Annotated in this window: 16 protein-coding genes; 13 read left to right on the top strand and 3 right to left on the bottom strand. The window is 30.0% G+C overall.

Annotated features, from left to right (window positions below; all coding sequences use genetic code 11):
• Positions 1 to 6: 6 nt before the first annotated feature.
• Together gshB and Q1A46_RS13470 are read right to left on the bottom strand one after the other, a co-directional pair.
• Entirely contained in the window at positions 7 to 1,038 is a 1,032-nt protein-coding gene (gene gshB / locus Q1A46_RS13475) for a glutathione synthase (RefSeq protein WP_299679577.1), read from the bottom strand.
• A 123-nt stretch (positions 1,039 to 1,161) separates the two neighbouring features.
• A complete protein-coding gene (locus Q1A46_RS13470; RefSeq protein ID WP_299679574.1) occupies positions 1,162 to 2,487 on the bottom strand; it encodes a dicarboxylate/amino acid:cation symporter in 1,326 nt (441 codons plus the stop codon).
• Positions 2,488 to 2,628: 141 nt separating this feature from the next.
• Here Q1A46_RS13470 and Q1A46_RS13465 point away from each other — a divergent pair, with 141 nt between their 5' ends.
• On the top strand, positions 2,629 to 3,270 hold the full coding sequence (locus Q1A46_RS13465) for a DUF937 domain-containing protein (RefSeq protein ID WP_299679571.1): 642 nt from the start codon (positions 2,629 to 2,631) through the stop codon (positions 3,268 to 3,270).
• Between the two features lie 89 nt (positions 3,271 to 3,359).
• Positions 3,360 to 3,665, top strand: a complete 306-nt coding sequence (locus Q1A46_RS13460; protein WP_299679568.1) for a DUF6787 family protein — start codon at positions 3,360 to 3,362, stop codon at positions 3,663 to 3,665.
• Between the two features lies 1 nt (position 3,666).
• Here Q1A46_RS13460 and Q1A46_RS13455 read toward each other — a convergent pair whose 3' ends face one another.
• Positions 3,667 to 3,963 (bottom strand): hypothetical protein, encoded by a 297-nt coding sequence (locus Q1A46_RS13455; RefSeq protein ID WP_299679565.1) that lies wholly within the window; start codon positions 3,961 to 3,963, stop codon positions 3,667 to 3,669.
• Positions 3,964 to 4,048: 85 nt separating this feature from the next.
• On the opposite strand from Q1A46_RS13455, the gene Q1A46_RS13450 reads away from it, so the two are divergent.
• From Q1A46_RS13450 to Q1A46_RS13400, 11 genes are all read left to right on the top strand, one after another.
• Positions 4,049 to 4,681 (top strand): CoA pyrophosphatase, encoded by a 633-nt coding sequence (locus Q1A46_RS13450; RefSeq protein ID WP_299679562.1) that lies wholly within the window; start codon positions 4,049 to 4,051, stop codon positions 4,679 to 4,681.
• A 41-nt stretch (positions 4,682 to 4,722) separates the two neighbouring features.
• On the top strand, positions 4,723 to 5,553 hold the full coding sequence (locus tag Q1A46_RS13445; protein WP_095072926.1) for a 1-acyl-sn-glycerol-3-phosphate acyltransferase: 831 nt from the start codon (positions 4,723 to 4,725) through the stop codon (positions 5,551 to 5,553).
• A 15-nt stretch (positions 5,554 to 5,568) separates the two neighbouring features.
• Positions 5,569 to 6,660, top strand: coding sequence for a M42 family metallopeptidase (locus Q1A46_RS13440; protein WP_299679556.1), 1,092 nt, complete (start codon positions 5,569 to 5,571; stop codon positions 6,658 to 6,660).
• A 53-nt stretch (positions 6,661 to 6,713) separates the two neighbouring features.
• Positions 6,714 to 7,919 carry an aminotransferase class V-fold PLP-dependent enzyme gene (locus tag Q1A46_RS13435; RefSeq protein WP_299679553.1) on the top strand — a complete coding sequence of 402 codons (1,206 nt, stop codon included), beginning with the start codon at positions 6,714 to 6,716 and terminating at the stop codon, positions 7,917 to 7,919.
• A gap of 1 nt (position 7,920) precedes the next feature.
• Positions 7,921 to 8,466, top strand: coding sequence for an NUDIX domain-containing protein (locus Q1A46_RS13430; protein WP_299679550.1), 546 nt, complete (start codon positions 7,921 to 7,923; stop codon positions 8,464 to 8,466).
• Positions 8,467 to 8,678: 212 nt separating this feature from the next.
• Positions 8,679 to 9,440, top strand: a complete 762-nt coding sequence (locus Q1A46_RS13425; protein WP_299679547.1) for a hypothetical protein — start codon at positions 8,679 to 8,681, stop codon at positions 9,438 to 9,440.
• A 177-nt stretch (positions 9,441 to 9,617) separates the two neighbouring features.
• On the top strand, positions 9,618 to 9,998 hold the full coding sequence (locus Q1A46_RS13420; RefSeq protein ID WP_299679544.1) for a cyclophilin-like family protein: 381 nt from the start codon (positions 9,618 to 9,620) through the stop codon (positions 9,996 to 9,998).
• 13 nt (positions 9,999 to 10,011) lie between these two features.
• Positions 10,012 to 11,955, top strand: a complete 1,944-nt coding sequence (locus tag Q1A46_RS13415; protein WP_299679542.1) for an alpha-amylase family glycosyl hydrolase — start codon at positions 10,012 to 10,014, stop codon at positions 11,953 to 11,955.
• Between the two features lie 21 nt (positions 11,956 to 11,976).
• Positions 11,977 to 12,693 (top strand): GNAT family N-acetyltransferase, encoded by a 717-nt coding sequence (locus Q1A46_RS13410; protein ID WP_299679539.1) that lies wholly within the window; start codon positions 11,977 to 11,979, stop codon positions 12,691 to 12,693.
• Positions 12,694 to 13,218: 525 nt separating this feature from the next.
• The gene (locus Q1A46_RS13405) at positions 13,219 to 14,829 is read left to right on the top strand and encodes a class I SAM-dependent methyltransferase (protein ID WP_299679536.1); all 1,611 of its coding nucleotides are present in this window, start codon (positions 13,219 to 13,221) and stop codon (positions 14,827 to 14,829) included.
• A 6-nt stretch (positions 14,830 to 14,835) separates the two neighbouring features.
• Entirely contained in the window at positions 14,836 to 15,507 is a 672-nt protein-coding gene (locus Q1A46_RS13400) for a DUF4272 domain-containing protein (RefSeq protein ID WP_299679533.1), read from the top strand.
• Positions 15,508 to 15,814 lie beyond the last annotated feature (307 nt).

Raw genomic sequence — 15,814 nt, 5'->3', positions numbered from 1 at the left:
GTAATTTTATGCTTCTTCTACTTTACGTTTTAAGTCTGTCATTCTTCTGAAAGAAGCATTCTTCTCTAACACTTTACTTTCTAAAAAATCGATTACTTTTTCCTGAAGCTTTACTTTTGAAACTTTATTGATATAAGTTATTCCACCAGGACTCATTACATTTACCTCAACCAACTTACCATTAATCACATCAATTCCAACAAAATATAATCCATCTTTAACTAATTTCGGACCAATTTTTTTACATAAAATTTTCTCTGCTGGCGTTAATCGATGTTTTTCAACTCTACCTCCCGCGGTAACGTTAGAACGATGATCTTTTTCTCCCGGAATACGTTTCATCGCACCAATTGGTAATCCATTTAACATTAAAATTCGTACATCTCCTTTTTCTGCGCCTTCTATATATTCCTGAAGAATTACATAATCTGAAGAACCATCACGTTTACTAATGTAAAAATCTAACAAAGAGTTAATATTTCCCATTGCCGATTTTTCAATTAGAATAACTCCAGAACCTCCATATCCGTTTAAAGGTTTTAAAATCATCTTATCAGAATTAGACTCTTCAATAGTTTTTATTAAATAATTCTTATTTTTTGACACGTGAGTTACAGGAATTATCTCATTATTAGGATCTTCAAAAACTGCGGTGTAAAGCTTATTATTCGCTTCACGCATTCCTTGTACAGAATTGATAATAAAAACATCATCTTTTACTGAATCCAAAAAGTTTAACATTAAAGGATCTAAAGGAGGATTTGCTCTCATGAAAATAGCATCAAAACCGGCCAAAGGCAACATTTCTTCTCTAGTGGTAGCTTTCTTGTAATACGATTTTGGAGAAGACGGTATTTTATCCATTCTGTTAATAATCGTACAAAATGCATTTGTTACACTGTTACGTATTGTTAAATTTGAAGGAGTACAAATAGCAACTCCATGACCTCTTTTTGCACATTCATGTATTAAAGTTAAAGAAGAATCATTATCTGGTTTAATCTCTTCCCAAGGATACATTAAAAAACAAATATTCATTTAAGAATTATCGATTTAGTTAGTTAAAATTTTGGTTACTATGTAATAAAAAACACCAATTACTTAGAGTAGTATTGGTGTTTATAAAATTACTATTTTTTTATAGATATAAAAGAAATAAAATTACTTTACTTCATCATAATGATCGTCCCAGTTTTTTGGCTTAGGATCTCCCAATTTACCTACAGATTTTGCTACCATAGTAGCTACTGTTGCATCACCTGTAACATTAATGACTGTTCTGCACATATCTAACGGTCTATCAACAGCAAAAATTAATGCCAAACCAATAGGTAATAATTCACTTGGAAATCCTACAGATTCTAAAACAATAACTAACATGACCATTCCTGCACTTGGAACAGCTGCAGAACCTATTGAAGCTAATAAAGCTGTTAAAATTATTGTTAATTGGTTAGTAAATGTTAATCCTTCAGGCCAAATTACTTGCATGATAAAAACAGCTGCAATCCCTTGATACAAACTAGTTCCATCCATATTCACAGTTGCTCCAACAGGTAATACAAAACCAGAAACTTCTTTATCTACTCCTACATGCTCCTCTACACGTTCCATTGTTACTGGCAGAGTTGCAGCACTCGAACTAGTTGAAAAAGCTAACAATTGTGCTGGAGAAATTTTACTTAAAAACCAAAATGGTGATTTTTTCACATAAACCTTAATTAGTAAAAGATAAAAACCTACCATTAAAGCCAAACCAAATACAACACATAATGAATACCATAATAACTTCACTAATATCTCTGTATCATCAAAAGCTATTATAACATTAGCTAATAAAGCAAAAACTGCATAAGGAGCAAATAGCATAATTAGATCAACCATTTTCATTACAACCTCATTTAAAGAATCGAAAAAATTAATTAACGGTTTCGCTTTTTCTTCTGCAATTAACAGTAAACTAATTCCAACAAAAAGAGCAAAAAAGATTACTTGTAACATTGATGCATTTACGAATGATTTAAAAATATTACTAGGAAAAATATCAACTAAAGCTTGCAAAGGTCCTGCTCCTTTTTGTTTTGAAGCTTTTTGCAGTTTATCAGCAACGCCCGCATCACCTGCATATTTTTCTTTAATTTTTTCTATTGTTTCTTTAGACATTCCTTCACCAGGCTTAACTGTATTCACAATTCCTAAACCTATTATAATGGCTACTAAGGTTGTGGTTATATATATCCCCAATGTTCTTAACCCCATTGATTTAATCTTAGAAATATCTTTCAAATCAGAAATACCTTTAATAAGTGATGCTAAAATCAAAGGCACTGCTATTAATTTAAGTAGATTAATAAAAATTTTCCCAAAAGGTGCAATCCAATTTGAAACAAATCCTTTACCTCCATCAATAGTATTCATTAAAAAACCGAAAATTATACCTAGAATCATTCCTATAATAATTTTCCAGTGTAATGCTAATTTTTTCATTTGTTTATTTAGGTTTGAGTAATGTTTGTAAAAATATAAAATTGAATACAATTAGCATATCTATAATTTACAAGAAAATTGTGACTTTGTTTTTGTATATTGTGTCTACATAACTGTAGAATTAATATTAAAATCAAAAAAATGGAAGGAATTTTAGACTTACTAAATAGCCCAATGGGTAAAACTATTATTAATGGAGTTGCGGGATCTACTGGACAAGATAGTAGTAAAACGGGAAGTGTTTTAACAATGGCTTTACCTGTTTTAATGAAAGCAATGCAACGTAATGCAGCTACACCTCAAGGAGCCGAAGGTTTAATGGGAGCTTTAAACAAACACGATGGTGGAATATTAGATAATCTTGGTGATTTATTTAATGGCGGTGTTAACAATGATGTAGTTAATGATGGAGGAAAAATCTTAGGGCATGTTTTAGGGTCTAAACAACAAGGTGTTGAACAAGTAATTGGCCAAAAGACTGGTATGGATATTGGTGCTGTTGGAAATATTTTAAAAACTGCCGCTCCCATATTAATGGGAGTTTTAGGAAAACAATCTAAACAAAATGGATTAAGTAATTCTGGAGGAATTGGTGACTTATTAGGAGGAATGTTAGGCGGAAATAGTACTCAACAAGAACAAAGTTTCTTAGAGAAAATTTTAGATGCAGATGGTGACGGTAGTGTTATAGATGATGTTGCTGGTATGGTATTAGGTGGAAGTCAGAAAAAATCTGGAGGTTTACTTGGTGGACTTTTAGGTGGTTTATTTGGTAAGAAATAAGATTCGATTTATATAATAACAAAAGGGTAGACATGTTTGTTTACCCTTTTTCTTTTGTATACATTTGCGCTCTAATTTAATTCTATTTCGTGGATAAATTAAAAGAACGTTGGGGACTTAAAACAACTTGGGATGTTGTTGCGGTTTTAATAGTATTTGCCATTAATGGTTCATTTTCTGCTTGGGTAGCTAAACCTGTCACAAATTTTTTAGGGTTATCTCCAGAAACCTTAAGTCCTTGGATATACTATCCTTTAAGAATACTTTTAATATTCCCTATTTATCAAACAACTTTACCAATAGTTGGTTGGTTATTCGGTCAGTTTAAATTCTTTTGGGAATTTGAAAAGAAGTTTTTATCTCGATTAGGTTTAGGATTCTTATTCAAGAAATAACTTAAACATCAATTGTTTTCTTAGTTTCTTTTTTTCCTTTGAAAACGTAAGTATATAGCCACATTAAAGTAAAAGTTGGTATGATATCTAATCCTGGTAAAATTTCTTCAATAAAAGAAATTGCTCCGGCTATTTTCCCTTGATTTCCTTTATACATTTTGGTCATAATATAAGCTGAAGCAGGTGCCCAAATAATATCTGTAAACTCAGCTAATACTGGAATTAAAAAAGAAGCATATCCAATAAGATCAAAAAGAATACTTAAGAATAATTTTTGGTATTTATTTTCTCTATTCATATTTGTATTTTAGTTATTTATTAACTTGAATCAAACTTCAAGCCATTATATTAGACACATCAAACTAGAAAAAGTAACACCTTTAATGGATTTTACATATTTTAAAAATCAAATAAACTCAATAAAAAACAACGATTTAGGAGGAATTACCTCTCAATTTAAATTAGTTCCTGAAATAAGAATTAAAATCTCTGAAGAAACTATTAAAAAGAGTAATCCTAGAAAAGCAGCTGTACTTTGTCTTTTTTATCCAGATTCTGAAGGAAAAACTGTTTTTTTACTTACGAAAAGAGCTAGTTACAAAGGAACACATTCTGCTCAAATTAGTTTTCCAGGAGGAAAAGCAGACGAAGAAGATGAAACTTTTGCTGATACCGCTTTGCGAGAGTTAGAAGAAGAAGTTGGAGTTGATAGAAATAGTGTACAACTTATTCGACAAATTTCAGATACTTATATTCCACCTAGTAATTTTATGGTAACTCCTTTCATTGGGTACTTAAACAAAAAACCAAACTACGTTACTAACGAAGAAGTCGCAGAAATCATTGAAGTACAACTAGATGACTTATTAGATGATTCAAAAATATCATCAGTTGAACTAGACACTTCTTACATGAAAAAAATAGCAGTTCCTTGTTTTTTATTAAATGAACAAGTGGTTTGGGGAGCTACAGCCATGATTCTATCTGAAATAAAAGATTTAATAAAAGAATCATGATTAAAAATGTTTTGTAAATTTGTTTAACTAAAGAAGTTTTTATGCCCCTGTTTAAAAGGAATCCTTTTGGTCATATTTTATTTGTAAAACGATTATTAATTCAAATTTTAGGAATTATATCTCATGGTCGATATAGAAGTTTTAATGAATTACAAATAGAAGGATCAGACATACTAAGACAATTACCAGATAAAAACATATTATTCATATCTAATCATCAAACTTATTTTGCTGATGTAGCAGCTATGATTCATGTTTTTAATGCCGCCTTAAAAGGTAGAGATGATAATATTAAGAATATTGGTTACCTATGGAAACCCAAATTAAATATTTACTACGTAGCTGCTGGAGAAACTATGCGTTCTGGTTTTTTACCTAGAGTTTTTGCTTATGTAGGATCTGTTTCTGTAGAAAGAACTTGGAGAAATGCTGGTAAAGACGTTAAAAGACAAGTAAAAATGTCTGATATTTCTAATATTGGAAAAGCATTAAACGATGGTTGGGTAATTACATTCCCACAAGGTACTACAACTCCATTCAAACCAATACGAAGAGGAACTGCACATATCATTAAAACTTTTAAACCAACTGTTGTTCCGATTGTTATTGATGGGTTCAGACGTTCTTTTGATAAAAAAGGGTTAATGATTAAAAAAAGAAATGTTCTTCAATCTATGGTGATTAAAGAACCTTTAGAAATTGATTATGAAAATGAAGATGTTGCTAGTATTGTAGAGAAAATCGAATACGCTATAGAACAACACCCTTCATTCTTAAAAGTTTTAACTCCAGAACAAATAAAAGAAGAACAAGAATATCGAGAAAAAAGACGTTTTTGGGGACCTGATTCTGGTAAAGAGGAAGAAGAATAATTAACATATACTATAATGGGAGAAAACAAATCTATTTTAAACGAAAAATCACTTGATTTTTTACAAAGATACTTAAATAACGCCGCTCCTACAGGATACGAGTGGGAAGGTCAGAAAATATGGATGGATTACTTAAAACCATATGTTGATGATTTTATTACCGATACATACGGTAGTGCAGTTGGAGTTATTAATCCAGATGCAAAATATAAAGTAGTTATAGAAGGGCATGCAGATGAAATTTCTTGGTATGTAAATTATATTTCAGATAATGGATTAATTTATGTGATTAGAAATGGTGGAAGTGATCACCAAATTGCACCAAGTAAAGTTGTAAATATTCACACTAAAAATGGAATTGTAAAGGGTGTGTTTGGTTGGCCTGCAATTCATACTAGAGATCGAGGAAATGAAACTCCACCAAAACCAGATAACATTTTTATAGATGTTGGATGTGCAAACAAAGAAGAAGTTGAAGCTTTAGGTGTTCATGTGGGTTGTGTAATTACATATCCAGATGAATTTCATGTATTAAATGGAGATAAATTTGTTTGTAGAGCTTTAGACAATAGAATGGGTGGTTTTATGATTGCTGAAGTGGCTCGTTTACTTCATGAGAATAAAAAGGAACTACCTTTTGGTTTATACATTACTAACTCGGTTCAAGAAGAAATTGGTTTACGTGGTGCTGAAATGATTACGCAAACTATTAAGCCAAATGTAGCTATCGTGACTGATGTAACTCATGATACTACTACTCCAATGATCGACCAAAAGAAACAAGGTCATTTAGAAATTGGTAAAGGTCCAGTTGTAGCTTATGCTCCAGCTGTACAACAAAAACTTCGTGATTTAATTATCGAAGGAGCCGAAGAAAATAACATTCCTTTCCAACGTTCTGCTTTATCTAGAGCTACTGGAACTGATACTGATGCTTTTGCTTACAGTAACGGAGGAGTTGCTTCTGCTTTAATTTCTTTACCTCTAAGATATATGCACACAACTGTAGAAATGGTTCATAGAGAAGATGTAGAGAATGTGATAAAAATGATATATCAAGCTTTATTAAAAATTGAAAACGGAGAAGATTTCTCTTATTTCAAATAAAAATAACAGCAATATTAATTTTGTGTCATTTTGAACAAGTTTAAAAATCTCTAATGATTTTAACTAAAGTTCAAAATGACATTTTTTATTTTTATGGAAAATCAATTCAAATGAGTTTAACAAGTCAAAAGCATTTATTTGATCTTCCAGAAGATGTAACTTACCTGAATATAGCAAGCCTATCTCCTTCTTTCAAAAGTATTGAAGAAGCCGGTCTTAGAGCCGTAAAAGAAAAAAGTAAACCTTACTTAATACCAAGTTCAGACTTCTTTAATCCTGTAACGGAATTAAAGCAACTTTTCGCTCAACTTATTAATGTAAATGATTACAATAGAATTGCAAACATTCCTTCTGTTTCTTACGGATTAGCAACTATAGCTCATAATATTTCTTTAAAGGAAAACAGTGAAATTGTATTAATTGAAGAACAGTTTCCTAGTAATTATTATGTGTGGGAAAAATTAGCAAAAAAACACAATGCTAAACTTAAAATAGTTCAACAAGAAATTAACGGAAAACTATGGAATGAAGCAATATTAAATACCATAAATGATAATACTGGATTAATTGCTTTGGGAAATATTCATTGGGCAAACGGAACTATTTTTGACTTGAAAGCTATTCGCAAAAAAACTAGACAGCATAATTCACTTTTGATTATAGATGGAAGTCAATCTGTAGGAGTCTTACCTTTTTCTGTTGAAGAAATTCAACCTGATGCTATGGTTTGTGCAGGTTACAAGTGGCTTTTCGGACCTTATGGTTGTGGTTATGCCTATTTCGGATCTTATTTTGATGACGGAAATCCAATTGAAGAAAACTGGGCAAATCGATTAGGTAGTGAAAATTTAACCAATCTTACCAATTATGAATCTAACTATAAAGCATTAGCTAATCGCTATTCTGTTGGTGAACACGGAAGTTTTATCTATATCCAAATGCAAATAGCTGCGATTTCTCAATTATTAAAATGGAAAGCTTCAGATCTTCAAGAATATTGTCATAAAATCACATCATCTTCTATTTCTCAGCTTAAAAAAGCTGGATGCGAAATTGAAGAAGATACCTACAGAGCTAAACATTTATTTGGAATTAAACTACCTGAATCTATTGACAAAAATGCTTTAAAAGAAAGATTAGCTCATGAGAAAATATTTGTTTCTTTTAGAGGTGATTACATTCGAATTTCTTGTCATTTATACAATACTGAAGCGCATTTTGAAAAACTAACTAAATGTATTCTTTCTGAAATCTCTTAATATGGATGAATTAATTGACATCGTTGATGAACAAGGAAATTATACCGGAAAAACTTGTTTAAAATCTGAAGCACATAAATACGGTTACTTCCATCCTACTGTTCATATTTGGATTTATACTACTGATCGTAAAATACTACTACAACAAAGAGCTTTTACTAAGAAAGTTTTTCCAGGATTGTGGGATATTTCTGTTGCTGGTCATATTGGTGCTGGAGAAATTATTGAAACAGCTGCCCTAAGAGAAGTACAAGAAGAAATTGGCTATCATATTTCTCCAGAAAATTTAATTAAAATAGGAACAAGGAAACATCAAGTAAATCATCCTAACGGAATTATAGATAATGAATTTCATCATGTATTTATTGCTGAACTAAAAGTACCTATAGAAACATTAACAATCCAAGAAAGTGAAGTTGCTGGATTAAAATTATATGATTTAGATATACTGAAGCATACTTCAGAATACAAAAATGTACTTTTACCTCAGTACAGTGAATATTATGAAGACGTTTTTAACGCAATTGTTACTAATATTAAAGAGTAATACGTTACAAATTGAAATATTTTAACACTCATTTTTGTTAAAAAACCAGCTTTACTTCAATAAAAATGATGTAAAAACGGCATTTTATAATAAAAAAATTGCTTCTTTTTTATTTTTTGTTGCTACACATACAGTTAACATAAAAAGCTCATTATCAAAACACTCAGTTTTATACATTTGCCCCAGAATTTAAAAACCAAAAATTTCATCTAATGAAAAGAAGTAATGTTTTTATAGTATTATTAACAGCAATATATTTTATTAGTTGTTCTACTGAGAAACATAATTTCCCTGTTAACAAAGAATACTGGGATGTTAATGATTATGATAAAGTTATTTTCGATTTACGTTATGCTTATGAGGGTAATGAAACGAAGCCAACATTTGATAATCCTGAGCAAAGAATTGTACTCGAAAAATTAACTAACCCACAAAATTACAGAGTTCTTTTAGACAACAATAAATTAAACTTTAACCAAAAAAATAAGATTGCTTCGGATTTCTTATCACAATGGAAAGACATGAATCAAATCTATAATATTACTGATTCAAGTGATAAATTTTTATATGGCAAAGAAATGCTTGAGATTTGGCAGTTCGGATTAGGGTTACAATTGGCAGCTTTCGACATAGAGTTTGATCAAGTTTTAGCAAACTCAAAAGATGTAAAAGACGAAGAATTAGATGATAAAATAAAATCTCGCATTAAAAAGTTAATGATTAACTACGGAAAATACCTAAACCTAGCAGCGAAGGAAAATGCATTCTATGAAAAAGAGAAAGAAACTTATGCTAATGGTATTAACACCTATTTTAAGGAGTTAATTCAGGTATATCCAGATGCTGACTATGAAAGATTGTTAAATAAAGCTACTTCTGTTTTAGAAAAAGCCAAATCATCAACAATTAAAAAGCCTCTTAAAAACTTAATTGCTTTAATTAATGCTCAGAAAAACAATAAAGCTGAGGCATAAATAAGAGTATTTTTATTACAATTTAAACACTAGTAAAGTATGATTCATTTCTATTATTACTAGTGTTTTTTGTTATTCATAGATTAAACTTTACATACTTAAAAATAAGAGTTAAAGTCATACTATCGTTTCTACAAAATAATTAACTTGAACCTTTCTAAAGAATGCATTTAAATAATGAAAGGACTACTTCAATACAACGATAATCAGATAGAAATAGAATGGGATACTTCATCTTACATGTATAATAAACTTATAAAACATGATTCGCTAACAGGAGTTGCAAATAATATCGGAGGAGAAGTTTTCTTTTATCAGTACGATTTAGATATTGAATTTGACGGTAGCCAAAAAGAAATTTTTGAAATTGGTGATGTTGTCTATTGGCGTTCTCCTAAAGAATCAGAAAAATTCGGCATCCTTTTTATGTACGGAAATACCAGTTATGGAGACGGAACAAAACCTAGAACTTCTAGCCCAGGTATAAAAATAGGCACTTTTAAATCAATAGAAGACATGAGTACTATTTCTTCTAATTCTTCACTACAATTAATTTAATTTCTGTTTTCTTATGAGATTTCAACACTCAATTTTAATCAAACAATTCGTATTTGTAACATTATTTTTATGCTGTATTAGTTGTAAAAAAGAAGTTCAAAAAGAAATTCAGATAAACCATAGTGCTTCTACTCTTTTAGATGCTCCACCAAAATGGGCTAAGGAAGTTGTTTGGTATGAAATCGCTGTTGAACGTTTCCATAACGGAGATACAACTAATGATCCGACTTCAGAAGATATTAAAGGTTCTTATCCTGGTTTTGTTCCAAAAGGTTGGAAAATTACTCCATGGACACAAGATTGGTATAAAGATGATCCATATTTTAAAGACTATAAAAACCATAAAGATTTCTACGGAAACACATTAACTAAATTTGTAGATAAAGTTCAAATGAGACGCTACGATGGCGATTTACAAGGTGTTTTAGATAAAATTAATTATTTAGATTCTTTAGGTGTTTCTGCCATTTATTTTAGACCTTTAAACGATGCGCCTTCCCTTCATAAATACGATGCAAGAAATTGGAGACATATCGATCGTAATTTTGGTCCAAATCCTCAAAAAGACATTGAAACTATTGAAAAAGAAATTCCAGATGATCCTAATACTTGGCAATTTACAGAAGCTGATAAACTATTTTTAAAAGTCATCGATGAATTTCATAAGAGAAACATTAAAGTAATTTTAGATTATTCTTGGAATCATACAGGAGAAACATTTTGGGCATGGCAAGATGTTTTAAAAAATCAAGAAAAATCAAAATATAAAGATTGGTATTGGATTGATAAATTTGATAATCTTAAGACTCCAGAAAACGAATTTAAATATCATGGTTGGTCTGGTGTTCACGAACTCCCTGAAATTAAGGAAACACAAAAACAAGATTTATCAGTTAAGGTAAATGCTTTTGAAGGAAATATATACAGTGAAGCCGTAAAAAAACATATTTTCAATATTACGAAACGATGGTTAGATCCAAATGGAGATGGTGATCCTTCAGATGGTGTGGATGGTTATCGATTAGATGTAGCTGGAGAAATGCCTTTAAATTTCTGGAAAGACTTTAGAAAACAAGTTCGAAATATTAATCCAGATGCATATTTATTAGGAGAAATTTGGTGGGAACAGTGGCCTGACAAGCTTTTAAATCCTGAACCATTTGTTAAAGATACCATTTTTGATGCAGTGATGAATTACAGATGGTATAGAGCATCTAGACATTTTTTTAGTGAAACTCCTAAAAATATCACCTCACAACAATTTATAGATAGTTTGCAAACTTTTACACATGGCATTAGAAAAGCAAATAATTATGCAATGATGAACTACACTGGAGGTTTTGATACACCAAGATTACTTACTTCATTATTTAATAACACTCCATATAAATTCGGATGTAAAGTTCATGAAAATCCTGATTATAAAATTCATAAACCTGATAATGCAACACTAGAAACTTTAAAACTTTTAATTACTCATCAACATACATATTTTGGAGCTCCACATATTTATGCAGGAGATGAAATGGGAATGTGGGGCGCAGATGATCCTTCTTGTAGAAAGCCTTTAATTTGGCCTGAATATACTTTTGAAGATGAAACCACACATCCTCTTCAACAAAAAAGACCAGTAGATAAGGTAAACTTTAATCATAAGCTTTTCGATTTTTACCAAGAAATCATAAAAGTTAGAAAAGAAAATCCTGTATTAATTCATGGTGAAATTGAATATATAACACAAGAGAATCCAGAAGTTTTACTATACAAACGTTATTCGAAGGATGAAGAAATTTATGTTATTTTCAACGTTGGAAATTCATCAACATCAATACAACTTCCGAAGAAAAAAACAACTAAATTTTCTACTATATTTAGTACTACGGATTTTCAAATCAAAGAAAACAAAACAACTATTTTAATTCCTAAAAGAACTGCAGTTATTCTGAGCTGTCAGTAATACAAAAAATCATGTAAACTAATGAAATTAGACTTTAAATTAAATATTTCGCCAACTAAATCTGACCTGAAAGAAGTTGAAAAATGGTTAATTGAAGAAGAAAAAACTTCTGGAAACGGATTTTATTGTAAATGGAAAATTATAGAAAAAGCATTTAGAGATAAGGAATTTATAACTTTAAATAATAATGATTTACCAATCGGATTTTTAGTTTGGAGCAAAGGAGAGATCTATGTCGAAATTGATATTATGGAAATCAAACCCGAAAATCGAAATAGCGGAATTGGTAAATATTTCTTTAACCAAATTGCTGATTTTTTTAAAGAAAAAGGATTTTTTGCCATTAAATTATTTTGTTCGCCAATAGAGTCAGAAGGTTTTTGGAGAAAAATGGATTTTATCAAATTTCCAGATAGAGGATATTCTGAATCTGAATTGACTTACTATAAACCATTAATTGAAACTCAACAAACGACAAAAAACAATTCTGATAATAAAATCGAATTATGGAATGTTGAGCCTTATCAAATAAAAAACCATGAACCAAAATGGACTTGGGAAATTAATTCAAATTTAAATAAGCTATTATTACCAATAATTCAACCTTATAACTGTAATTGGAATTTAAGATTGACCAAAAATGGAAAAATAATAAAAGAAGATAAAGTAAAATATTTTTCAAATAAACATAGAATCGAATACAGTCCGTTTTTATTAATAACAGAACTAAATGAATAAAAAGAACATTAGAGTTTATATTGATTATCGTAGGCTTTAGATTAGCTATTTTGGCTTGATTAACAAAAATTAGATATCTAATTAGCACGATTTGTTCATTATTAGGAATTGGATTAGTAATATTGGCCTTAATGAAACCGAAAAGAAAAAGCACATATCCACAACACCGTGTATAATTCATTGCTAGTTATAGCGGATTTTCTATCTGTGATTTCGTTACGTAACGAAATCATACACAAAAACAATAAACCACTATGGACTAAAATTATCATAGTTTTTGTTACGACTGAAAGTTATTTTTTATATCATTTTTGCGCTTAGCTGTCAGCTATTAGCAAAGTTTTAAAAAGCTAACCGCTAAAAGCTAATTGCTGATAGCATTCGATAAATGTTTTTAGAGAATGAAAGTGAAATTCACTAAAATGCATAGTTTAAATTATTTTTAAGACCAATAAAAAAAATAGAATTCTATAGTATATTTCAATGAAAGGTTTAAATTTATAGATAAACAAACTAACCTTCAATATGCTATCTAAACAAGAAAAATCGAAACTCAGAGGTAAATTATTCAGACATTTAGATGGAATTGTAACTTGCCCTGCTGCTTTTGAACTTCATAAAAAAGGAATTACAGAGTATTTACTCAAACAAAAAACTGTTGGTGTAAGCGAACTTTCTGAAATGTTTAAAGCTAACGAAGGATATTTAAACGTAGCTCTTAGAACTTTTGCTTCTCAAGGTTGGTTAACTTATAAAGTAGATAATACTTTAAATACAGTTAAAGTAAGTACAAACGAAGTTTCAGAAATTGCTTTTAATCATTTTAATATGTACACAGAAGCAGCTGAATTATTAAAATTTTCAGAACAATTTAGCTCACGGAAATTTGAAGTAAAACCTTTCTTAAAATTAGAATCTCTATTTAAAAATTTCACTCAGAATTTTGGGGTTGAAATTTCTAAAGACGAAAAGGTTAAAGCAATTCAAGAACAAATTTTATCTCACATAGAAGGGATTATTGTTGGTCCTACCCTAGTTCTACTAGGTATGAAAGGAATGTTTCATAAATATTTTATGCAAACTAAGTTTAAAGCTGAAGAATTCCATAAAGATCCAGAAAATTTTGGTCGATTATTAGATATACTCACACATTTAAAATGGTTTGATAAATCTGGAGAATCTTACGAATTTACTGACACTGGTTTGTTCTTTGCTAGAAGAGCTAGTGCTTACGGAGTTACTGTTTCTTACATTCCAACCCTGCGTAAACTAGATAAATTTATTTTTGGTGATCCCACAATTTTTAGATCAGAAGGAAAAGGGAATGAAGAAATTCATGTAGATAGAGAAATGAATGTTTGGGGAAGTGGTGGCGCGCATGCTGCGTATTTTAAAGTTTTAGATGAAATCATTATCAATTTATTTAATAAACCGATACATGAACAACCAAAAGGAATTTTAGATGTTGGCTGTGGTAATGGAGCTTTTTTAAAGCATTTATTTAATGTTATTGAAAATAGAACTGAACGTGGTAAAGTTTTAGAAGATCATCCTTTATTTCTAATTGGAGTAGATTACAATGAAGCTGCTTTAAAAATCACAAGAAAAAACTTAGTTCAGGCCGATATTTGGGCAAAAGTAATTTGGGGAGATATTGGAAATCCAGAAGCAATGTCGAAAGATTTAAATGAGAAATACGGTATCGATTTATCTGATTTACTAAACGTACGTACATTTTTAGATCATAATCGAATTTGGGAAACTCCAAAACCGAATCCGAAATTAAAAGAAACTAACGCAACTGGAGCCTATACTCACAGAGGCGTTCGATTAAATAATAATCTTGTTGTTGAATCTTTAAAACAGCATTTTAACAAGTGGAAACCTTATATTTCTAAATTTGGTTTGTTATTAATAGAATTACATACTTCTAAACCTGAATTAGTTGCTAAAAACTTAGGAAAAACAGCAGCTACTGCTTATGATGCAACTCATGGATATTCTGATCAATATATTATCGAAATTGAAGAATATATGAAGGCTTTAGAAGAAATTGGATTAACACCTTATGAAAATTCATTTAAAAAATTTCCAAATTCAGCATTAGCAACCGTATCAATAAATTTATTCAAATAAAAAGTTATGACTTCAGTAAACTTAGTAGAAGAAAGAAAAGAAATTCAAAAAATTTGTGTTGAAAATGGGTTTCAATACGCTTCATCTTTACCATGGATTAAAGAGATTGTATTACGCCCAAAACTTGAAATTGCCAAACGACTACATGCTATAAAAGTATTAGTTTTATGGGTTTTAGTTAATCCTGAAGATTTACCTGATAAGAAAATATTGGACTTTATTGATAATAATGATCTTAATGATTTTATCACTGAAGATGAAATGCAATATTTGTCTACTGCACGAGGAGATCAAAATGCTATAAATTCTATCGGTTGGAAATTTGAAAATGCTTTACCATTAGCTTGGTTTTTTGGTTTTTCTGAATTACTTCCTTCAGGAGAAATGATGAATGGTGAAACTGCCAGAAGTCTATTTTTTGAATTCTGTGCCAAAATTGACGATTCAATTGAAGAATGGATGAGTAATAGACAAACTAAGAACGAAAAAGAAATCATTTTTCAAGAAGATTTATTCTACTGTTTACATAACGCCGTAAGAAGCGCTCAATTGGGAAATAAAACCGTACCAGAAAACTTCGATCCCATCGGAAATGGTGGTGTAATTCATGAAAAAAGACATTCGCTAACTTGGATGCTTTCGGATGTAAATTGGGAAGACACTGATTTAAGTACGTAAACAATACTTACGTTTTCACTGCCCGACAAAGCGAGGAAAATAATTTAATGTAAATAAGTTTAGCCCCGCCCATCAAACAATGTTTCCATTACAAGAAATTAGTGTGATTTCTTGCAATTAACGTTGAATTAATCAAAAAACAGAAATTGAAGAATAAGTAATCAAAAATTAATAAACATATTAATAATTAACTACTTGCATCAAAGGTAATGATTTCAACTAAAGATAGTTAAGCTTTTTATTTTTTTAACACTAAAATCAACATAAGAAACTGTAAATCATGTCTTTAAAACAAAAATAAGCAGAT

Source organism: uncultured Tenacibaculum sp., from assembly GCF_947502995.1.
Lineage (GTDB): Bacteria > Bacteroidota > Bacteroidia > Flavobacteriales > Flavobacteriaceae > Polaribacter.
This window is presented reverse-complemented; position numbering and strand designations above follow the sequence as displayed.